The following is a 21077-nucleotide window of genomic DNA, read 5'->3' as shown; positions in this document are numbered from 1 at the left end:
ATCGGTGCTTAAACAAAAAGCGGGGATGTTCACAGGGCCCCGCCTGACAGAACCTGGTATCGGGGAAGTACACCAGGGGCTATCAGGCAGAGTCCATGCGGACATTCCCTCTTTTCGGTTATTCCAAGCGGTTTATAAAACGCCGAACAGCGAGTCATCCTCACCTTCGGAGAAATCAGCTTCATGCTCCGCTTGGTAGGCCTCCCAGGACTCTTTGTCCCAGATCTCCAGAAAGTCAATAGAACCGATAACCACACACTCTTTGGAGAGATTCGCGTACCGACGGTGATCCATCGATAACGTGATTCGCCCGGAACCATCGGGGCGCTGCTCATCGGTGCTCGCCGCAAGATTTCGAATGAAAGCTCGCGCCTTGGCATTCGTACGAGAGGCCTTAGTGGCCCGCTGAGCTAGTTTGACGAACTCCTCTTTCGGATACACCGCCAGAGAATGATCCTGCCCTTTAGTGACCATCAGGCCACCTGCGAGATCCTCGCGGAACTTCGCCGGCAACGTCAGGCGCCCTTTGTCATCAAGTTTCGGAGTATAGGTGCCCAGAAACATGCGTCACTGGCCTCCTATCCCCGTGTCAACCTCAATGTCAACGCACAAACGCTTACCGAATCCGGGGATTTAGGCATTGCCTTCAAGCAGAGCCGGAGGGCCGTGCTTTTCCCGCCGTGCCAAAATCTCGCCAAACTTTAAGCGCAAATCGGATATTCACTTCTGCAATGTTGACCAACCTCAATCAACATCACGCCCCACTTTACCCCACTATCTGCCACTATCAACATAAGAAGGAGAAAAATAGCCACAATATCAGCGCAACCCCACCGCTGCGACATCTGATTTAACCCAGTTGACATGGGCTTTTAAAGAAAATCGTCGACAATTAAAGTGTGAACAAAAAGTGGGGCACCCACCCGCAACCCCACAGATAACGACGCCACACCAACCACATAGTTAACAACAGGCGCCCTGCACCCCAATACACACCACTTACCTACTAAAAACTATCCAGATTCAACCTGGTCGCCGGACTTAGCCCGCTGAACTGCAACTTTGTTTCGCCGGAGCCAAACTTTCAGGAATGCCGGCAACGACTGCAGATAAGAATTCCTCCATCCCAATGGCTAAGTGGGGGAAAGTGGGGACTCGTGGTGGGGCAAAGTGGGTGAGATCTTGTGGAGACGATTCGCGTCTAGAAAAACAAAAAAGTGAGGGCAAGCCACCGCTGGCTTGCCCTCACTTTTTATCTTTAAGGCCTGTCCCCTAACGCCCCTCGAAGCGGCCACGGAAACGCGATTCCAACGTGGAGTCACCAGAGGAACCACGACCACCCGAGGCTCCTCGACGACTCTTTGCCGCCCCGGACTTAGACTTTCCAAAGTTCAGCCCCGAAGCAGAACTAGACTTCTCCTGCCTACCGGCGCCAGTCAGAGCCCAAACGCCGGAACCGAACATAAGACCAAAGCCGGCTACCGACAACACAATGAACCAATTGCTCACAGAGAAAAGAGCGACGCCGCCAATCAGCATCAGCAGACCAAGGAGCATGAGCGCAAAAACCTGGATCGAAAACCCACGGGGGGCGCTGTTTTTCTCCGGAAAGCTGAACGCATTTCCGGCCATCGTCGAACTAAATTTAGGATCCTCAGCGTAGAGTGCAGACTCGATTTCGTCGAGCATCCGCTGTTCGTGCTCAGATAGTCCCACAATTCCTCCATCGCCTACTTGAGCATTGCCCACCGCGATACTGGCGAGCCTCGACCCTTCAACTAACAGTGCCGGTACAGCAAAGTTAATCACAGGCCACCTGCTGCTAACGCGGCGTCCGTTAGCTTCATTCTTACCCCTTCAACGGGTGACTCACCCCTATTGTTCCATGAATCCCAACAATCCCCCATTTATTTAGGAAAGCAACGCTCTAACACGCTCCCACCGGCTTACGCAGCCGCGGGCAGAACACCCAGCTCGGCCCGGACAGCCCCCAAGAATGCACAACTTAAATCCCACAACTCCTGTGCCCGCCGCGAGTCAATGCGACGCGAAATACCTAACCGGACTTCCTCACGCAGCGCGGTGAACTGCTCGAATTTGGTGACCCAGCTATCAAATTCGGGCTGCTCTTTCCTTAAACGCAACCAGGCACTCTGTGTTGCCGAACGACGACGCCTAACTGCTGAGCCCGAACGAGAGCCCGAGCCAGAACCCCCAGCCACCGATGCATCGTCGCGATTCAACAGCGCGCCTGCGCAGCGCAGTGCCGCACAGTAGGAAAGCTCCAGCATCTCATCAGAGCCAGCATTCCGAGCATTCACTAGCAGAGCCTCTGCCCGCCCCAGCAGCTCCAGCGATTGCTTTGAGACACCGACCGGGGCGACCGAACCCGACTGCGAAATCGCCCTAAACTCCACCACGTTCGACCTTGCCACCGCCCTGCTTCTCCTTTCACACAGCATTCACATGAGCACAGATTTTCCGCTTCTCCTTAGCGGGATTGACTGCAATTTATCCCCAACCCCGGACTGCGCCAGACACAGTTTCGAACACCTGTTCGACCCGATGTTATTGCAGTAATCTCACAACTAAGTTCGTCTAAGTCGCTAATCTGGTCACTGTGAAATACAGCGTGGTTCCGATGACAGCAGGAGACTTCAATCTCCGCCTGCAAGAAGCAGTGGCTCTCTACATCACCGCGATGCAGTACAACCCCGCAATCTTGCCCGGTCGTCTCCATGAATGGCAGAAGCAAACCACTCAACCCGGCTTCATGGCTGCTGCAGCCATAGCTCACCCCGAAGAGCTCTCCCCTGCCCAGGCTCTCCGCGACCCGCGCTGCAGGTTGGTTGGCATCGGCTACTGCCGCACAGGATTGGACACGCACTGGTGGTATCGCCAGGTAAGAGATGGACTGCTCATGGACGGGCGCTCGCTACCGGACGTCGTCAAGCTCTTGGGAAACTACGCCGAACTGTCTGAGATTCACATACATCCCAGCTTTCAGGGACGGGGACTCGGTAAACGGCTGCTCCGCGAGTTGGTCGATTCCCGCCCAGAGACGCGAGTTCTGTTGTCAACGCCGGAATACCCGAATGAGGCCAATAGGGCATGGCAGCTCTACCGCCAATTTGGTTTCAAGGATGTTTTAAGGAACTTTTATTTCACAGGGGACTCCCGTCCCTTTGCAGTTCTAGGAGTAGATCTTCCCCGTGACATCATTACCGAGTGAACCTTCCACACCACGTCGACGGCTTTCGCCTCTGCGCATTGCCACAGCAATGGCAGGGATTGCCGCCGTCCTGCCGCTCAGCGGCTGCTTTGACGCGCAGGCTGGCATTACCATTTCCGGCGATGACAGGGTCTCGGGCACAATTCACGTAACGCCCACGGAGGAAGTCCGTTCCCAATTTGAGCAGTGGCAAGTGCCGGAAGATCTCTCCGACCGCGTCTCACAGGGAGAAATCGACTCCTCCACGGGAAAGATGGAAGTCTCATTCAACGAGCTGCACTTCATTGAACTCACCGATACGCTCCGACAGCTTTCCGACGATCGCATAGACATCGACCTAGACCGTACCGGTGGCGGCAAGATTTCGATGAACGGTCACATGGATTTGACTCACCTGCCCGGCGCGAAGGTTGATTTCGTCGTCGCGTTCCCGGAGCAGGTTACTGACTCCAATGGCCGCCAGACCGAACCGAACAAGGTGGAGTGGCAGCTCGCCAGTGGCGAGAACCATAATGTATGGGCTTCGTCGCCGGCTGGATCCACCAAGCGGAATCAATTCCTCTTGTTTGCCGGTGTGACCACAGCCGCCGGTGTCCTGGCTTCAGTACTAGGCGTCCTGTGGGCGCGAAGAATCCGCGACATGCAGGACTTTTAGCAATTAAAAACCGCCGCGCAGCATATCCTGGCCGGTGCCCCATGCGGGTGCCATGCCGAGGTTGTGCAAAACCTCCTGGGAGGCGCGGGCGAAGTTCATAGTCATAAAGTGCAGCCCCGGCACGCCTTCGGCGATGAGACGCTCTGCCATGTTGGTCGAAAACTCGATACCAATCTTGCGAATCTCATCCTTATTGGCCTGCTCGTCACCATCTGCTGCCTTAATCAGGCGTTCCTCCAAATCGGATGGCAACTGAGCCCCTGAGAGCTCAACCTGCCTGCGCACTGAGCGCAGCGACGTAATCGGCATCAGCCCCGGAATGATGGGCTTGGCACCGTGCACTGGGTCGGCTTCCACCAGGCGGTCTCGAAGGCGCAAGTAGTGCTCAATATCGAAGAACATCTGAGTAATCGAGTATTCGGCTCCCGCGCGCAGCTTGGCCAGCGTGTACTGCGTGTCATGGTCCAAATCTGGCGAGCGGTAGTGTCCTTCCGGGAACGACGCAATGCCGATTTCAAATTTTTCGAACTCCGGCTCGGCCTTAATCAGCTCAATCAGCTCGCTGGCGTAGTGCAGACCACCCTCGGTCTCCATCCAAGGACCGAGGGGGTCTCCCGGCGGATCGCCACGCAGAACGAGCAGATTCGTCAGCCCCGCGCTGAGGTAAGAACGCAGGATTTCTCGCAGCTCGTCGACGGTGTGCTCTACCAATGTCAGGTGCACAAGCGTTGTAAGCGGCTGCTTCGAAACGCGCTGGGCGATTCGCAGGGTGCGGTCGCGGCTAGAACCACCGGCGCCGTATGTCACCGATGCAAAGGAGGCGCCAAGATCATGGAAAGCCTCAGCTGCTCGGAGAAGACGTTCCTCGGCCGCGTCGTCACGCGGAGGCATGAACTCGACCGAGAAGGGAATACTGCCCGCGCTCGGCATTGAAAGAGCCTGGCGGATCGTCACTTGGCGGCCTGGCGACAGTGGCATTGTTGAGGACATAGTCACTCATACTAAGCGGTGTCCTATTCTTGAGTCAGCATTACCCGTCATCGACGAGAGGCTCACATGAGCGAAGAACTGGATTTGGCCGCGCTGCAGCCCCGCGAAGTACCAGCTGCTGTTACCAAAACGCTGGAGAATTACCTCAAAAGCCGTGGCGACGATGTCGCGTCGGTCGATGCGGTGTACACCGAGGCCATAGATTCGCTCCACTCCTTCGTCCTCAATGGGGGCAAGCGCGTGCGTCCAGCCTTCGCCTGGCAGGGGTGGTTGGGAGCAGGCGGACTCGAAGGCCGTTTCTCCCCAGCAGAGGATTCCCAGGCTGTGATGAACGCGGTGAGTGCCCTGGAGCTCATTCAAGCCTGCGCACTCATTCATGACGACATCATCGATGACGCTGATACGCGCCGTGGCGCACCGACTATCCACAAGGTATTCGAGGCCAAGCACGAGGCCAATAGCTGGAATGGAGCCGCCGACCGCTTCGGTATTTCGGCCGCAATTCTCATTGGCGATGTCGCTTTGACCTGGGCTGATGACATGATGCACTCTTCAGGTCTCAGCTCGGAGGCACTAACCCGCGCACTTGTCCCCTGGCGGGCTATGCGCACTGAAGTACTTGGCGGCCAACTGCTCGATATCACGGCCGAAGCCAGCCGGGACAGTCGCGTCGAGACCGCTGAGAAAATCAATCTGTTCAAGACCGCCGCCTACACCATCGAGCGGCCTCTCCACATTGGTGCCGCGATTGCCGGCGCGCCAGCGGAATTGGTTGAGGCCTACCGCAGCTTCGGCCGCGATATCGGCGTGGCATTCCAGCTCCGCGACGATCAGCTTGGCGTTTTCGGTGATCCCGAAGTCACGGGCAAGCCCGCCGGCGATGACCTCCGCGAGGGCAAGCGAACCGTCCTGGTCGGCCAGGCTTTGAGCCTCTACCGCGATTCCGCACCTGAAAAGGCCCGCTTTATCGATGAACGCCTGGGAACAGTCTCGTCTGCTGCAGAAATCGATGAGCTACGCAATCTTATCGCTGAATCCGGAGCTGCCGATGCCGTCGAACGTGAAATTGACCGCCTGACCAGCCGCGCTTTCTCCACTATCGAGAATGCAGACCTGCCTGCAACCTCGCGCGAGAACCTCATTGCTATGGGCGTTCGCGCCACCGCTCGTCAGCATTAGACCAGGTGTTGCGTAGTCATGCCCGCTGCTTCCCCCACTCGTGCCCTCAGTAATTCCCCGCGTCTGCGACGTGCGATCACTCGTCCTCATAAGGGCGCCAAACCACGACTGACCATCATCGGCGCAGGCCTGTCCGGACTTACCGCCGCGCTCTACGCCATCGCCGATGGCTACGATGTCACCGTTGTCGAGCGGGAAAGTTTCGTCGGCGGACGCTGCGCCAGTGAACCCGTCACCGTCGACATCGACGAGCAATCGCTCATCGCAGTCTTCGACACTGGCGCAACTGTATGGACCATGCCCTCGCTTGTCGACGATGCCCTCGCCGCCGTCGGCCTCTACGCGCGCGATATCGACCCGGGTTTTTCGGCCTCCCCAATCACGCCCACCTACCGTGCGGAATTTGCCACCCGCGGCGGGCTCGACGTGTTTTCCAACGAAGACATGATGGCCGATGAGCTCGCCCGCTTCGGCGCCTCTGACTCCACCGTCACCGGCTACCGCAAACTCCGCGCATGGCTGCAAAGTCTCTTCAATGCCTGCTTCGACAACTTCATGTCCCGCAGCTTTGACCGCGTTACGGACCTATTCACCGGGCCCGGCGCGCTTCGCGACCTCACTACGCTCCTCCGACTCGGTGCCTTCGGCGCCCTCGAACCTAAGATTCGTGCCTTCCTCGGAGATAATGATCTCGCTCGCGTTTTCAGCTTCCAGGCGCTTTACGCAGGTGTACCTCCTGCTAAGGCCCGTGCGGTCTACGGCTGCATTTCCCACATGGATACCTCGATGGGGGTTTACTATCCGCACTCCCCCGCATTTGGTTCGGGTATAGGCGCCGTCAGCGAGTTGCTCGCCGAGGCCGTCCGTCGAGCTGGCGGCACCATCGACTTCGGCGTTGATGTCACTGGGCTGAAGCTCGACGAGGCAGGCTTTGTCTCCGCCGTCACCACGGCAACTGGCGAGCGTCCCGCCGATGCCGTCATCGCTACTACCGATTTACCTGTGGTGCAGAGCTGGCTTCACGACGCGACTACCTCTGCCGCCAGTAGCTCATCGAAGTGGCGAGGCCTTCGGAGCGTCGTAAAGCGGACAGGAGCGCGGCGGCTGTTCCCGGTTCGATTTTCCCCATCGGCGGTGGTGGCGCACGGACTGATTCCGGTTTCGGAGACGACGACGTGGCCGAAACGGCATCACCTGATTTCGTTTGGCGAAAAGTGGAACGAGACCTTTGAAGAAATCTCGTCACCGCGTCATGGAAAGCTAATGTCGGACCCGTCATTGCTGGTCACCCGGCCTGCGGTGAGCGCGCCGGAGCGTATCGTCACAGATGCGAACGGCGTGCAGTGGGAGCCTGTCAGCGTGCTCGCGCCGTGCCCCAACTTGCAGTCGGCCAATCTGATTTGGTCGCGAATCGGTGGGGACTACGTCGCGAAAATAACCGCTGAGCTGGAGCGGCGCGGACTGACCGGGATCTCTACGAAGTGGCGAGTCGGTCGGATCGATACCCCTCAACAGTGGCAAGAACGTGACATGGGCGTTGGCTCGCCGTTTGGGCTGGCGCATCTGTTCCGACAGACGGGGCCATTCCGTCCCCGCAACTTCTCTCCGAAGATGCCAAAGAATCTGACGCTGGCGGGATCGACGACGGTGCCGGGAGTTGGCGTGCCGACGGTCATGATTTCTGGACGACTTGCGGCACAGCGGTTTGAAACGCCTTAGCTCCTGAATGTCTCCCGGATGTCTGCCGGTGGTCACTGACCAACTAGGATTAATGCATCAGCAATGTATCGATTGTTTAGGTTGACATGAATTTATCGCGGAGTGCTCAGCTGGGTGTCTACGGTGGCATCCTCATTGCTCTGGGCTCCTACGGTTCCGGTGCGAACCGCTACCGTGGCGGCCTTGTCCACGCTCTGGGACTCGACTGGATCACCTACGGTCACGGTCAGATTTTCTGTGAGATTGTGATTTGGGTAGGTATCGCCCTGCTGCTTATTTCGTGGCTGCGCATCGGGCGGAAACTGCTGTTCTCGAAGGGGACTATCCGGGACATTGTGGCCGGTTCTGCCCATTCTGGAGCCACAGCAGATGCTATGGCGTCAGCGCACGCTGGCGGCGATGAGTCCACGTTGCGTCGGTTTAATTCAATCCTGTTGGCCTGGGCAATTCCCCTCGCGCTGGCCGCACCGCTGTTCTCTCGCGATGTCTATTCGTATCTCATGCAGGGTGCGATGGTCCGCGATGGGTTTGATCCCTACACCGAGGGAGCTGCAGCTAATCCAGGGCCGATGCTGCTGGAGGTATCCGCAGACTGGCGGAACACCACCACCCCGTATGGCCCGCTGCATCTGGGAATTGGAGAGGTCATCACGCGGATTGTCGGCGACAACATCACCGTCGGCGTGATTCTCTACCGCATTGTGTGCCTGCTGGGCTTCGCCGCCATTGTCTGGTCGATCCCGCGAATCGCCCGGGAGCTTGGAGCAAATCCGGCTTTCGCACAGTGGCTCGGAGTACTCAATCCACTGGTGCTACTGCATCTGATTGCGGGTATGCACAACGAAGCACTGATGGTCGGCTTGGTCAGCTTGGCGCTCGTCGCCGCACTGCGCATGGAGCACATGCGGGGTGGCCTGGTCGCCGCTGTCCTCATCGGAATCGGCGTCGCGCTGAAGGCCACCGCCATCCTGGCGCTGCCCTTCGTCGTGTGGATTGTGTTGACCAGGCGCGAGCCCATCGCCACAGTTCAAGAAATGCTGCGCAAGATTCCGGCGATTGCCGGTGTGGGCATCGCGTTGGTCGCAGTCTGCGTCGGCACGCTTGCAGTGGTGACGTGGCTGACCGGCTCGAGCTGGGGCTGGATCTCTGAGATCAGTGGCAACACCAAGGTGATTAACCCCCTGGCAGCACCGTCAGCGGTAGCTGGTGTGGTCTCCGGTGTCATGGCGTGGTTCAACGACGACATCGGTTTCAACGTCATCGTCAGCCACACACGCGTGGTCTCCTCCGTCATCATGCTGGTGGGGCTCGTTATTTCCTGGTTCTACTTCCGAGCCACCCCTCGTAACAATGTCGCTGGCATGATTGCCGCATATGTGGTGGCCTGCGTCTTTAATGCCGTGGCACTGCCCTGGTACTACGCCAGCTTGCTGACTCCCATGGGAACGATTCGCCCGCCACGATGGGTGATTCAAGGCACCGTGTTGTTCACATTCATCCTGTCGCTGTCGTTCGCCGGCGGCGGCAACCACCGCTTCTACGACGTGCCCTGGATGGCCATCATCACCGTTCTCGGCTGGTTGGCCGTCAGCTGGCTGACCACTGGAAAATTCAGCTGGAAATACCCGTGGCGCGACGATAAAACCACCGCAGACACGGATTCCACGGTAGCGCCCCTGCCGCGGTCGACCGAGGTCGCATAGTTGTCCATGCCCACCCCACAGCCTCTCTCGACCATCGCGCTGCCACAGTCCTACGAGCTCTGCCGCGATATTATGACCTCCCACGGTCGCACGTATTCCCTGGCCACGAGGCTTTTGACACCCCGCCAACAGCGTGCGGTGTGGTCCCTCTACGCCTGGGCCCGCATCGTCGATGACTACGTCGACTGCCCCGCCGATGCCGACCGCTCGCCCACGCACATCGAAGCCACGGTCACACGCTTAAGCGAGCTTTTCCACTCAGCTGTCGTCATCGGTTCGCTTGACGACGTCCACCGCGACCGCGACCGTGCCGTCATCTCGGCGGCCGCACAGACTTTTCGCGACTACGACATCGATCCACAGCTCTCTGCGGATTTTGTTCACTCCATGCTGATGGACGTGCCCGACACATCCTGCCATATTGCGCATTTTGAAACATGGGAGCAGCTCGACTCGTATATGTGGGGCTCCGCAGCAGTCATCGGCCTTGAGATGATGCCCATCCTAGGCACCCGCACAGGGGTCTCCTGTGAGGAAGCCACCCCCTACGCAGAGTGCCTGGGAAAAGCCTTTCAGGTGACAAATTTCCTCCGCGACATCGCCGAGGATTTTCGCCGTGGCCGTATTTACCTACCGCTGAATGAGTGGGAGGCCTTCGGAGTGGGTACCGAGGAAATCGGCTACTGCGCCGCCACGGGACAGACGACCCCGGCGGTACGTCAGGCATTGGCCTACTTCATCGCTCGCAACCGCGCGCTCTATGCCGAAGCCAGCAGCGGCGTGGACATGTTGGGGGTGCCAGGGCGTCAGGCTATCCGTGCCGCGGAGATTCTCTACTCTGATATTCTCGGCGAAATTGAGCGCATGAACTACAACGTCTTTGCGCAACGCGCTCACGTGGGACGCGCTCGAAAAGCAAAAATCGCCCTCCCACTGCTTTTCACAGCAGTGGCCGGGCGATTACGACAGGAGCTATCGGGGGCGTAGGGCGCGGGCGTAGGACGCCGTCCGGGTTTTACAACGCCATAGCCTGTGCGCGGCGCATTACTTCGCGTGCGAGGTGACCGTGCAAGGCATCCACCGGACGCCCAGGCAGAGATTCATCTTCGGTGAATAGCCACTCCAGCGTTTCTTCTCGCGTATAGCCGCCGTCGGCAAGCAATGCGAGTGCGCCGGGAACAAAACGAGCGACTTCGTCGCCCTCGAAGAAGCGAGCGGGAATTTGTGGGATGCCATCGCGGTTGACTGCAATAAGGCGCCCCTCCTGCAGCAATGCGTGAATACGGGTGACAGCGACACCAATGAGGTCGGCGGCATCGGGCAGCGCAAGAGTGGGTTCGTCGGCGCTGAGGACATCGTGGCAAGTTGGAATCTTTCTCACACTGGTCACTTTAGCGCGTTGGCTTCGCGGTAGGTACGTCCCCATATACTTGTTGGAAACAACTGATTGGAATAGGGAAGGCTGGTTTATGTCGCAGCTTGTCGAGGGGCAGATTCTCGATGGTCGCTACCGTATTGGAGCCACCATCGCACACGGTGGGATGAGCACCGTGTACTGCGCCACCGATTTGCGGCTCGATCGCAGGGTGGCCGCGAAGGTCATGGATCCGCGCTTTGTCAACGACGAGTCCTTCCGTATCCGCTTCGAACGCGAGGCCCGCGCGGTTGCGCACCTCGATGATGAGTCACTGGTCAATGTCTACGACCAGGGCACAGACCCGGCTGGACACGTATTCCTCATTATGGAGTTCATCGACGGCGGCACACTGCGCGAGCTGCTCCGTGAGCGCGGCCCAATGCCACCGCATGCAGCTGCCGTCGTGATGCGCTCAGTTCTGCGTGCCCTGTCGGTGGCACATTCCCGTGGTATGGTGCACCGCGATATCAAGCCGGAAAACGTTTTAATTTCCTTCTACGGTCGCGTGAAGCTGGCGGACTTCGGTCTGGTACGCGCGGCTGCTGATGCCAAGGTGACCTCTAACTCGGTCATCGTCGGTACCGTGGCTTATCTCGCCCCAGAGCAGGTCACGGGCGAATCCATCTCCCCCGCCTCCGACGTGTACTCCGCCGGTATCTTGCTCTTTGAGCTGCTGACCGGCACTACCCCGTTTATCGCCGATACTTCACTCGGTGTCGCTATGAAGCGCCTGAACGAAGATGTCCCTCCGCCTTCCGAACTCATCGACGGCGTTCCAGAGGAGTTCGACGAGTTGGTCGCCCGAGCCTGTGCTCGCAGGCCGGAGGACCGCTTTGAAAGCGCCGAGGAATTCGCCGATGCGCTCGAAGATATTGTGTACGAATTGGACTTGCCGCCGTTCCGAGTACCTTCCCCTGTGAATTCGGCTGCCGCCAACGCCGTCGCTATCGAGGACCCCATCCCGGACATTCGCCGTCCAGTCCCCCGGGACAACGACCAGGTGGATGACCACCACGACACCGCAGAGACGACACCCGAGCGCTTCGGTCACGTTGATTATGCTGGCTACGGCTTGTCGACGGACACCCCCGGCTACCCAGAAGCTCCTCCGCCACCGGGACCACCGAACATCTTCGCCGATTTCGACGACCCAGATGCGGGGCGGACACGCACTTTTGACCGCCATGATGGGTACAACCCCACTGGTTGGGAATCCCCGGAGCCGTCTGGTGGAGCTCTCGTACCAGCCGACGTCCCGGGTGCTCCGGAATATCCGCTGCCGCCGGACACTCAGGGCGCACAGCACCCGCAGCATCCGCAGCCGCGATCTGCTCAGACTCAGACGCCGAAGAGCCGTCGAGCTACCCGACAGCGGACGCGCCGTGGATGTGCATTGTGGCTGATTATCGCCCTGGTTGCCACGTTGGGCATGGGGCTTGGCGCATGGTGGCTGGGCTCTGGCCGTTACGGCGAAGTGCCTTCTATCACTGGGCTGTCACAACCACAGGCGATGACCGCAATCAGTGAGGCGGGCTTTGAACCGGTGGTTGATGAGCGCTACGACAACGATGTCGCAGTGTCCCAGATTATTGGCTCGGACCCTCTGGCTGGAGCGCGGGTTGTCCGAGGTGATGATGTTCGCGTACTGGTCAGCCTTGGCCGCCCGACTGTGCCCGCATATCCCGCGAACCACTCAAAGGAAGTGTTCAGCGCTGCCCTAGCTAAGCGGACGTTGAAAGAAGAGGTCGGAGACCCCGTCTTTTCCGATGATGTCTCCACGGGCGGCTTGGTCTTTGCGGTTCCTGCTCCAGGACAGACCGTCGAAGTTGGCTCAGTTGTGACTGTGCATTACTCCAAGGGGCCAGCACCGGTGAAGGTGCCAAAGATCGTGGGGCTTCAAGAGGATGAAGCTCGTGAGCTGTTGAGCAAGGCCGGGCTGGAAGTCCGGGAGGTATCGGCGGAGTTTTCCTCCTCTGCTGAGCCGGACGAGGTTCTTTCCGTGTCTCCTGAGGAAGGCACTGGCCTCGAACGCGGTAGTTCTGTGACGTTGACCATTAACAACGGCATCGAAGTGCCCAATGTAGTGGGCAAGTCGGAGGATACTGCTCGTCAAATTCTGCAGCGTGAGGGCATTGAGGTAAGCGAAGTAAAGGACGCGTCCTCCTCCTCGCGCGACTACGGCCGTGTTGACGCAGTCTCACCGAGTGCAGGTCGTCTGGTTAACCCTAATGATGCGACTGTCACGCTGACCGTGTCCAGAGCAGTGAAGGTTCCGCAGCTGCTAGGTAAAACTGTTGCGCAGGCACGTCGTGAAGCGGAGAAACAGCATCTTCAGCTCGACATCGACGGCTCTGCGAACGATGACGATCGCATCGTATTGCAGTCACCCCGACCGGGCGCTAAGGCCACGGCGGGTGACAGCATTTCGGTCAGCACTCTGTAAAAAATGCGGCGCTCTACTGAGTGCGGTGCTGCACTAGCTGGGCTAGTTGTACCTAGCTGAGCTGGTTGCAACTAGTTGCGCAGCATCTCGGCAACCAGGAAGGCCAGCTCCAGCGACTGCTGAGTGTTCAAACGCGGATCACAGGCAGATGCGTAACGGCCTGGCAGATCGACATCGGAAATGTCCTGCGCGCCACCGAGGCACTCAGTGACGTCTTCTCCGGTCAGCTCCACGTGGATACCACCCGGGTGCGAGCCGATCGAGCGGTGCACCTCGAAGAAGCCCTGAACCTCGTCGACAATGCGGTCGAAGTGGCGGGTCTTGTAACCATTGGAGGCCGAGTAAGTGTTGCCGTGCATCGGATCGCACTGCCAAATGACCTTGTGACCAGAAGCTTCGACAGCCTCAACGATGGGAGGCAGCACGGAGCGAACCTTGTCATTGCCCAGACGCGAAGTCAGGGTCAGGCGACCAGGCTGGAAGAACGGGTCGAGCTTGTCGGCGTAAGCGACAGCCTCCTCCGGCGTGGTGGTCGGGCCAATCTTCACACCGACGGGGTTGCCAATCATGGCAGCCAGGTTGATGTGGAAGTCCTCAATACCACGGGTGCGCTCACCAATCCACAGCTGATGCGCGGAGAGGTTGAACAGCTCCTGATTGCCATCGTTTTCAGACAGGCGCAGCATAGCGCGCTCGTAGTCAACAACCAGTGCCTCATGCGAGCAGTAAATCTGCGCGGTCTGCAGGTTCGAGTCCGCAACACCACAGGCAGCCATGAACTGCAGTGCGTGATCAATCTCGCGTGCCAGGTCCTCGTAGCGGGCACCAGCCGGCGAGTTGCTGACGAACTCACGGTTCCACTCGTGCAGACGATGTAGGTCAGCGGTGCCCGAACCTGTCAGTGCACGTACCAGGTTCATCGCCGCAGAGGCATTGGCGTAAGCACGCACCATTCGAGCTGGGTCGTGAACTCGAGCTTCTTCAGTCGGCTCAACGCCGTTGACCATGTCGCCGCGGTAGCTAAGCAAGCCGTCGCCGTCGATGTCCTTCGAGCGCGGCTTGGCGTACTGGCCAGCGATACGAGCCATCTTTACGACCGGGGTGGATGCGCCGTAGGTCAGCACAACGGCCATCTGCAGCAAGGTCTTCACATTGGCGCGAATGTGCGGCTCAGTATTGGACTCAAAGGTCTCCGCACAATCACCGCCCTGCAGCAGGAAGGCCTTACCATTAGCGACGTCGGCAAGCTCCTGACGAAGCTTACGAACCTCAGGCGCGACCACAATTGGAGGCACCGATTCGAGAATGCGACGCACGTTAGCAGCGGCGCGGGCATCCCAGCTTGGCTGCTGTAGGGCTTGGCGGGATACGACATCAGCAAAGCGCTCAGCCATGTCGCCGGGAAGCGGTGGCAGATCGGGCAGGTCATCTACAGGGAGATCAATAGTCCAACTCACAGAAGTTCATTGTAGTGCCCCTGCCAGAAGGGTGTTAGTCAGGTCACCAAATATTCGCATTCCGCTGCTTAATCAAGCGGCAACTTCTGGGCAATCTTTTGAAACTTCAGCAGATTGTGCTGGGCATCTGCCAGCGCATCGTGCTTACCTGCAGTCTGTTTTGGCAACCGTGGCTTGCCCGCCATCTCCCAGTACTGCTTGAGTTCACGGGTATAGCGCGGCATGAACTGCGGCAGCTTGGTCATATCGCCCCAAAGCTGCACCAACGCAATGTGGTCGTAGGCGCCTACCCAGGCCCACAGCTCTGGACTGCCCGTACCGGGTTCGGTGAAAAATGCCAGCAGTTCCTCGCGGATCGTGTCCCGGTTCTTCCACAGCGGAGATGAGGGATTGGGCAGCTGATTGAGCACATTGGCCCGCACCCACGGCCCAGCCTTGCTCTCATTGAACTCGGTAGACACCGCGTAGTACTCGCGGCCGTCCTCAGCTACGACACCGATGGAGACAAGATCAATAGTCTTGCCGTCTTCAATAAACTCGGTGTCATAAAAATAACGCACGGTGTGGAATCCTCTCCAGCCTCGGCCTCGCGTCGGCTACCTCGCGACCAAAAGACCGTGGAGCCCTACCGAGCAAATCTTCCCCATGCACCGAATCGCCTTAGGAAGTGTGCAGCCCCACTGTCGCGAAAACTATCTGCGCCTTATTATTCTAGCGAGCGCGTCGGAACCAGCGACGAGGGGTCGGCTTCGGCCCCGGGGCCGGAACAGTCAGCTCTCCACCCGGCTCGGTTCCCGCTGGATAGCCGTTGCCGGCCTCCAAGGACTTCTTCACATCAGTCGCATAGGCATTGACATATTCCTGACCCGAAAGCTTCTGAATTTCCTTAATCAGGTCATCCGTCAGTGCCCTGGCCGCTTCATACTCATCGCTGTACTTGGCCTTGTACTCCGACGGATCAATCGGATCGCCGATAATCGTGCCCACCTTCACCGGACGAGGAATCCACGAGCCAATCGGGTTGGCCTTCTCCGTATCAATCATCGCCATTGGGAACACCGGCACACCGGCCTCCAGTGCTACACGCGCCGCACCGGTTTTCCCGCGGTACAGTCGACCATCCGGACTACGAGTGCCCTCCAAAGAAATGCCCAGCAGGTCACCGCGTGACAGCACCTTCAAGCCGGCATTCAGCGCATCGCGAGCTGCATCACCAGAGGTACGGTCAATCGGCACCTGCCCCACCGAGGAGAAGAAGAACTTCTGGATACCGCCGACAAAGCCCGGCGTGGTGAAGTACTCTGCCTTCGCCAGGAACGTCAGCTGACGGCGGCAGACCAGTGGGAAGAAAAAGTGATCCATCACAGCAAGGTGGTTCGACGCCATCAGCGCTGGACCTTCCTGAGGAATCTTCTCACCACCGATGTAATACGGGCGATTATAGATCCGCAGCCAAGGGCCAATGAGGATGTACTTAAAGAACTTGTACCAGCGATTATTCACAGTTTAAAACTATACAGGTTCACGTGGCCCGGCGATCCATCTCCGCAGCCATTCCCCCACCTTTTCGCGGGCGAATTCCCCTACAATCCCCCCCCCAATTGACGCTTTACGACGATGCCGCACCCTCGGCAGCCACGACGCTGCGCGCAATATCCGCTGCACCAATCAACCCGGCATCGGCACCCAGTTCAGCGACCCGCACATCCGCTACCGGACGATAGCCAGCACCGGTGAGATTGCGGGCAAACTCGGCCTTGGCCTTGTCCAGGTATAAATCAGACGCCGAGGCAACACCGCCACCGATGACAATCAACTCCGGATCAAAGACATCGCCCACCATCGACAGACCACGCCCGAGCCAGGTAGCAAAGTCATCAATCGCAGCCAGAGCCAATTCATCTCCCTGCCGAGCAGCCGAGACGACATCGGTACCAGTTACCGAGCCGGCCACGAGCCCGTCGGTAAGCCGCGAGAAGTAGCGACCGGATTCAGAGAGCTCCTGAGCTGTGGTAACCAGCGCCGTACCCGAGCAGTAACGTTCCAAGCAACCACGCTTTCCGCAGGAGCAGGGACGCCCCTCCGGCACAACGGTGAGGTGGCCGAATTCCGGCGCTGTGCCGTACGCGCCACGGTAAATCTCACCACCCTGCATCATCGCGCCACCGATTCCCGTACCCAGCGCAAACAGCACCCAATTATCCGCACCGCGAGCCGCACCAAAGCGATACTCGCCCCAGGCGGCCGAGTTGGCATCGTGCTCAAGCTGCAGAGGGCACGGGAGAAGCAAGGATAAACGCTTGACGACGTTCGCATCGCGCCACGGCAGATGCGGGGCGAACCGAACCGTCTGGCGGTCAGAATCCAAAAAACCAGCTACAGCTAAACCGATGGCGCTGACATCTGGAAAACGTTCAACCAAGCGCTCGGATGTCTGAACAATGCCACGTTCAATGGCATCCACACTGCCGTCAGAACTAGTCTGTACTCGATACAACACCTGCCCATCAGCGCTGATCACTGCAGCGCGCAGGTTTGTTCCACCAATATCAAAACCGATAGCCGGGCAATCAGCGGCGGCGGACTCGTCTGAGCTCGGATGAATCGGAATATCGGTGGACATAACAGTTGATTATAAAGGGATTGCGCAGGTTCGGAGAATTCGGCGAGCCCGAGCAGCCATGACCTCCCAGGTCCACGACTGCACAACATGCTCCCGACCACAGGCTCCCATCGCCGCCGCACGCTCCGGATCATCCAAAATTTCAACCAGCCCGGTGGCGACGCTGCGCTGCGAGGCCCCATCGACAACGATGCCAGTTTCGCCATCGATAACTGTCTCCGGGGCGCCACCAGACTTGCCAGCTATGACAGGGACACCGCAGGCCTGTGCTTCCAAGTAGACAATGCCGAGGCCTTCTACATCGAGTCCACGGCCTCGGGTTCGGGCGGGCATGGCGAAAACGCTGGCTGCATTGTAATAGGCGGGGAGATCATCATAGGAGACCTTGCCGGCAAAAATGACCTGCTCGGAGACCCCAAGCTTTGCTGCCAGCTTTTCCAACTCTCGATTCAACGGACCGACGCCCACAATCAGCAATCTGGCACCTGGGTGCTGCTCAAGAACCTTAGGCATGCTGCGAATCAGCATATCTTGCCCTTTGCGGCGCACTAGCCGGGAAATACAGACGATAAGCGGCTGGGACTCACCGATTCCGTGGTGCTGCCGGATCTTCTGTCCCGCCTCGGGGTCCGGGGAAAACCTCTCGATATCGACACCAGAAGGCAGGTGTTCAAACGCTGTTTGCGGGCCAAAGGCTGTAGCAAAACGACCACGGGTGTAGCGGGAAATATAGGTCACAACATCGGAACTCTTACCAATTCGCCCGAGCATCTGGCGGGCCAATGGCAGCATCGACCAGCCCACTTCATGTCCGTGAGTGGTAGCAACGATGCGGGTAGCACCTGCGCGACGGCATGCGTCGGCAAGCAAACCAAGTGGCGCGGCGGCACCAAACCAGACGGTGTCAATGCGTTCGGTGCGAATAATCTGAGCGGCGCGACGAGCTACGTGCGGCAGTGGCAGCAGCACGGAATCACGCATGCGGTAAACACGGTACGGTAGCGACTCGTCGTAGGCGTGGAGCTTTTCTTTGGAAGCTCTCGAGGATGCGAGGACTACGAGGTTCTCTGGATCCAAACGAGCACAGAAATCACGCAGGTAGGACTCGATTCCACCATCGCGAGGCGGGAAGTCATTCGTAATGAGCAGTACGCGCGCAGACATGGAGTCGAGTTTATCTACCTTGACTAAAAAGACGCGAAGTTACCTGCCGCTAGTTAGAAGCGGACAGCGCCTTGGTACGGGCCGCCCTGGTCGATGGAAACGACCTGGACCGGAATACCGTAGTCGGAAGCATGGACAATCTGACCATTGCCGATGTACATGCCTACGTGGGTAATGCCCGGGTAGTAACCGATGATGTCACCTGGCTGCAGCTGGTCACGGCTTACCGGGGTGCCACCGGCGAGCTGTGCCTGCGAAGTACGCGGAATGGACTTACCAATCTGCTGGTACGCCCAGTACATCAGACCGGAGCAGTCGAATGCGGAGGGACCAGCAGCTCCCCACGAGTACGGGGAACCCAGCTTCGACATCGCGGCATCAACTGCGGCGGAAGATCCGAGCAGTTTATCCAGCCCTTCGGTAATTGGGTTGTTCTTGGAAATCCAGATTTCCCGCTGTTCGGGGCTCAGCGCATCAACCATGGACTTGACATGCTCGGCGCGCTCATCAAATTCAGCGCTGCGCTTGTCCAAATCATCGCGACGCTTAGCCAGACCATCGAGCTGCTTGCGGATATCTCCCTGCAGACGCAGCGCATTGGCCTTACCCTCCTCGGCATCCTTACGGGCTTGCACCGCACGGCTGACGACTTCATCGTTGTCGCGGAACATCTTATTGATGTAACCGGTACGGTCGATAGCGTCCTGAGCACTGGCAGATCCCAGTGCGGCCGACAACGGGTCGACGATTTCACCACGCATCCGCTTCTTCGCGAAGTAGGAAATCTCGCCAGAGAGCGCCTTGAGGTCATCCTGTGCTCGGAGAACCTGATCCTCAGAGCGCTTCAGCTCCCCCTCGGCGTGCCGGAGTTCCTCTTCCTTGGCCTGAACCTGAGAATCCAGCTCGGTAACTTCCTCCGAAATCGCTTCGGTATCCCGAGAAATCTTCTCCAGCTCTGCAATAATGCCGTCGGCAGTAGCCAAATCCGGGGCTGGCTGTTCATCCTGCGCAGACGCAATTGGCGCCAAACCTACGGAGCCAAAGGTTAGCCCAGTCACGACCGTCAGCCCGACTACACCGCGACGAGAGTTGTGGCGACGGCGAGAGGCACGGTGACGCGACAAATCCAAACCCTTTTCAAGTTGTGTATTCAAATTTCTTCCCCGAAAAACAAAACATCAAACCACTTGACGCATTCGAGCAAATTGTAGCAGCCTTGCCGCGGAACAACACACCGACAAACCGCCAGCACAAAGGGGTATCCAAAGGGAGTAACCAGGATAGCCCTTCGACTTCACGCATTGCGTAACCACAGGGCAAAAACAAAAATGAGGCGAGCGCCCCCCATAGTGCTTTACGACGCACATAGCGTCAGCACCCGGGCGCTCGCCTCAGTGCCCCCTCATTAAAAAAGAGCCAAGACTCTGCGGGGCATCTAAGCCCCGCAGGTTGTCATCCGTTCAAACAGATTAGAAGCGGACGAAGTTGTGAACCGGCATGTAGTTCATCGGAGCTTCCTTGACGACATCGCCGGACTGCGGAGCGTGAATCACATTGCCGTTACCGGAGAAGATGCCGACGTGGGTAGCGCCAGAGTAGAAGGAAACGATGTCACCCAGTGCCGGGCTGGAGACCGCGGCGCCCTGGGAAGCCTGCGCCTGGGAGGTGCGCGGAATCGACTTACCGACCTGCTGGTATGCCCAGGAGGTCAGACCGGAGCAGTCGAAAGAGTTCGGACCGGTAGCGCCCCACACGTACGGGGAACCGATCTTGGAACGTGCAGCGGAGACGATAGCCGAACCAGTGGACGGTGCTGCAACGTTTGCAACGCTTCCGGAGGTAACCTCACCTGCGACATCATTGAACTTGCCAACAACATCCTGCAGACCTGCAACCTGCGGGGTATCGAAGCCGTTCAGTGCGCCCTGGATGTCGTTCAGCGGGTTAGCGTTAGCGGTCGGAACTGCGAGAGCGGTAACGCCGGCGACGGTTGCGCCAAATGCGACTGCGTTGCGTGCAAAGTTAGAACGGCGGTGGTGCTTGCCCATTGTTTTGAAACTCCAAAATCTTCCTGTTTAGCCGACCGGGTTAGCTGACGGGTTCGGAAGAATGGAAGACTTCCTACCCTCCGGGATTTCCCTTTGGGATTCACCCCATGGTTCGAGGTGGGTCCCCGGCTCGAATCCCCTGAGGTTCTCACTACTTAGCCCCTCAGGACCTTCGATAAGGCTCTGTGTTTTCTTATCAATGACCGGCACCAACTCAGTGGCCCCGTTTCAATGTCTCGATAAGGTTACGAAATGGCATCAAGTTTTGTCTAGCCGCTTGGTAAGAAAACCGCTCAAGGCCCGGTTGTTACCATCGATAGAACTAAACCGTTACCAAGCTGTTACAACTAGACACTCCCCTTATGGCGGAATAATAACAGTTTGATAAACGTGCCACTACCTGGCATTTTGAAGTCCGCCGAGAACTTTACACTTAACGCCTTAAGG

Annotated in this window: 19 protein-coding genes and 1 riboswitch; of the genes, 7 read left to right on the top strand and 12 right to left on the bottom strand. The window is 58.4% G+C overall.

Features of this window, described 5'->3' with window-relative positions; translation table 11 throughout:
- Positions 1–132: 132 nt before the first annotated feature.
- From mraZ to HMPREF3042_RS05600, 3 genes are all read right to left on the bottom strand, one after another.
- Positions 133–564 carry a division/cell wall cluster transcriptional repressor MraZ gene (gene mraZ / locus HMPREF3042_RS05610; protein WP_005510286.1) on the bottom strand — a complete coding sequence of 144 codons (432 nt, stop codon included), beginning with the start codon at positions 562–564 and terminating at the stop codon, positions 133–135.
- A 708-nt stretch (positions 565–1272) separates the two neighbouring features.
- Positions 1273–1716: a DUF3040 domain-containing protein gene (locus tag HMPREF3042_RS05605; protein ID WP_049192945.1), complete on the bottom strand. Its 444-nt coding sequence runs from the start codon at positions 1714–1716 to the stop codon at positions 1273–1275.
- Positions 1717–1946: 230 nt separating this feature from the next.
- The gene (locus HMPREF3042_RS05600) at positions 1947–2435 is read right to left on the bottom strand and encodes an SAV_6107 family HEPN domain-containing protein (protein ID WP_049192944.1); all 489 of its coding nucleotides are present in this window, start codon (positions 2433–2435) and stop codon (positions 1947–1949) included.
- Between the two features lie 206 nt (positions 2436–2641).
- Here HMPREF3042_RS05600 and HMPREF3042_RS05595 point away from each other — a divergent pair, with 206 nt between their 5' ends.
- Both HMPREF3042_RS05595 and HMPREF3042_RS05590 read left to right on the top strand, forming a co-directional pair.
- Entirely contained in the window at positions 2642–3232 is a 591-nt protein-coding gene (locus HMPREF3042_RS05595; protein ID WP_049182147.1) for a GNAT family N-acetyltransferase, read from the top strand.
- Positions 3213–3887 (top strand): LppM family (lipo)protein, encoded by a 675-nt coding sequence (locus HMPREF3042_RS05590; RefSeq protein ID WP_210403436.1) that lies wholly within the window; start codon positions 3213–3215, stop codon positions 3885–3887. The genes HMPREF3042_RS05595 and HMPREF3042_RS05590 overlap by 20 nt, the downstream gene beginning before the upstream one ends.
- 3 nt (positions 3888–3890) lie before the next feature.
- Here HMPREF3042_RS05590 and metF read toward each other — a convergent pair whose 3' ends face one another.
- Positions 3891–4877 carry a methylenetetrahydrofolate reductase [NAD(P)H] gene (gene metF, locus HMPREF3042_RS05585; RefSeq protein WP_049192942.1) on the bottom strand — a complete coding sequence of 329 codons (987 nt, stop codon included), beginning with the start codon at positions 4875–4877 and terminating at the stop codon, positions 3891–3893.
- Positions 4878–4943: 66 nt separating this feature from the next.
- On the opposite strand from metF, the gene HMPREF3042_RS05580 reads away from it, so the two are divergent.
- The 4 genes from HMPREF3042_RS05580 to HMPREF3042_RS05565 all read left to right on the top strand — a co-directional run bounded on the left by HMPREF3042_RS05580 (position 4944) and on the right by HMPREF3042_RS05565 (position 10465).
- On the top strand, positions 4944–6056 hold the full coding sequence (locus tag HMPREF3042_RS05580; RefSeq protein WP_049182151.1) for a polyprenyl synthetase family protein: 1113 nt from the start codon (positions 4944–4946) through the stop codon (positions 6054–6056).
- Positions 6057–6074: 18 nt separating this feature from the next.
- On the top strand, positions 6075–7775 hold the full coding sequence (gene crtI / locus HMPREF3042_RS05575; protein WP_070856440.1) for a phytoene desaturase family protein: 1701 nt from the start codon (positions 6075–6077) through the stop codon (positions 7773–7775).
- Positions 7776–7861: 86 nt separating this feature from the next.
- A complete protein-coding gene (locus HMPREF3042_RS05570; protein WP_070856438.1) occupies positions 7862–9478 on the top strand; it encodes an alpha-(1->6)-mannopyranosyltransferase A in 1617 nt (538 codons plus the stop codon).
- 6 nt (positions 9479–9484) lie between these two features.
- Positions 9485–10465: a phytoene/squalene synthase family protein gene (locus HMPREF3042_RS05565; RefSeq protein WP_070856436.1), complete on the top strand. Its 981-nt coding sequence runs from the start codon at positions 9485–9487 to the stop codon at positions 10463–10465.
- A gap of 28 nt (positions 10466–10493) precedes the next feature.
- Here HMPREF3042_RS05565 and HMPREF3042_RS05560 read toward each other — a convergent pair whose 3' ends face one another.
- Positions 10494–10868 carry an Rv2175c family DNA-binding protein gene (locus tag HMPREF3042_RS05560; RefSeq protein WP_070856434.1) on the bottom strand — a complete coding sequence of 125 codons (375 nt, stop codon included), beginning with the start codon at positions 10866–10868 and terminating at the stop codon, positions 10494–10496.
- Between the two features lie 79 nt (positions 10869–10947).
- On the opposite strand from HMPREF3042_RS05560, the gene HMPREF3042_RS05555 reads away from it, so the two are divergent.
- Positions 10948–13338, top strand: coding sequence for a Stk1 family PASTA domain-containing Ser/Thr kinase (locus HMPREF3042_RS05555; RefSeq protein WP_070856432.1), 2391 nt, complete (start codon positions 10948–10950; stop codon positions 13336–13338).
- Positions 13339–13409: 71 nt separating this feature from the next.
- Here HMPREF3042_RS05555 and HMPREF3042_RS05550 read toward each other — a convergent pair whose 3' ends face one another.
- The 7 genes from HMPREF3042_RS05550 to HMPREF3042_RS05520 form a co-directional block, all read right to left on the bottom strand.
- A complete protein-coding gene (locus tag HMPREF3042_RS05550; RefSeq protein WP_005510339.1) occupies positions 13410–14795 on the bottom strand; it encodes a class II 3-deoxy-7-phosphoheptulonate synthase in 1386 nt (461 codons plus the stop codon).
- A 68-nt stretch (positions 14796–14863) separates the two neighbouring features.
- A complete protein-coding gene (locus HMPREF3042_RS05545) occupies positions 14864–15355 on the bottom strand; it encodes a polyadenylate-specific 3'-exoribonuclease AS (RefSeq protein WP_016423018.1) in 492 nt (163 codons plus the stop codon).
- Between the two features lie 151 nt (positions 15356–15506).
- Positions 15507–16298: a lysophospholipid acyltransferase family protein gene (locus HMPREF3042_RS05540; RefSeq protein ID WP_070856430.1), complete on the bottom strand. Its 792-nt coding sequence runs from the start codon at positions 16296–16298 to the stop codon at positions 15507–15509.
- A 106-nt stretch (positions 16299–16404) separates the two neighbouring features.
- The gene (locus tag HMPREF3042_RS05535) at positions 16405–17418 is read right to left on the bottom strand and encodes an ROK family glucokinase (protein ID WP_070856429.1); all 1014 of its coding nucleotides are present in this window, start codon (positions 17416–17418) and stop codon (positions 16405–16407) included.
- Between the two features lie 9 nt (positions 17419–17427).
- Complete coding sequence (locus HMPREF3042_RS05530) at positions 17428–18582, bottom strand: glycosyltransferase family 4 protein (RefSeq protein ID WP_070856427.1); 1155 nt, start codon at positions 18580–18582, stop codon at positions 17428–17430.
- A gap of 53 nt (positions 18583–18635) precedes the next feature.
- A complete protein-coding gene (locus HMPREF3042_RS05525) occupies positions 18636–19706 on the bottom strand; it encodes an NlpC/P60 family protein (RefSeq protein WP_371440722.1) in 1071 nt (356 codons plus the stop codon).
- 345 nt (positions 19707–20051) lie between these two features.
- Positions 20052–20630, bottom strand: a complete 579-nt coding sequence (locus tag HMPREF3042_RS05520) for a C40 family peptidase (protein WP_070856422.1) — start codon at positions 20628–20630, stop codon at positions 20052–20054.
- A gap of 14 nt (positions 20631–20644) precedes the next feature.
- A riboswitch (cyclic di-AMP (ydaO/yuaA leader) is annotated at positions 20645–20787 on the bottom strand.
- Positions 20788–21077: the final 290 nt, after the last annotated feature.

It is taken from the genome of Corynebacterium sp. HMSC074C05, assembly GCF_001838325.1.
Classification (GTDB): Bacteria; Actinomycetota; Actinomycetes; order Mycobacteriales; family Mycobacteriaceae; genus Corynebacterium; species Corynebacterium amycolatum.
The sequence above is the reverse complement of the archived record's forward strand: the minus strand, read 5'-3'. Positions and strand labels throughout refer to the sequence as shown.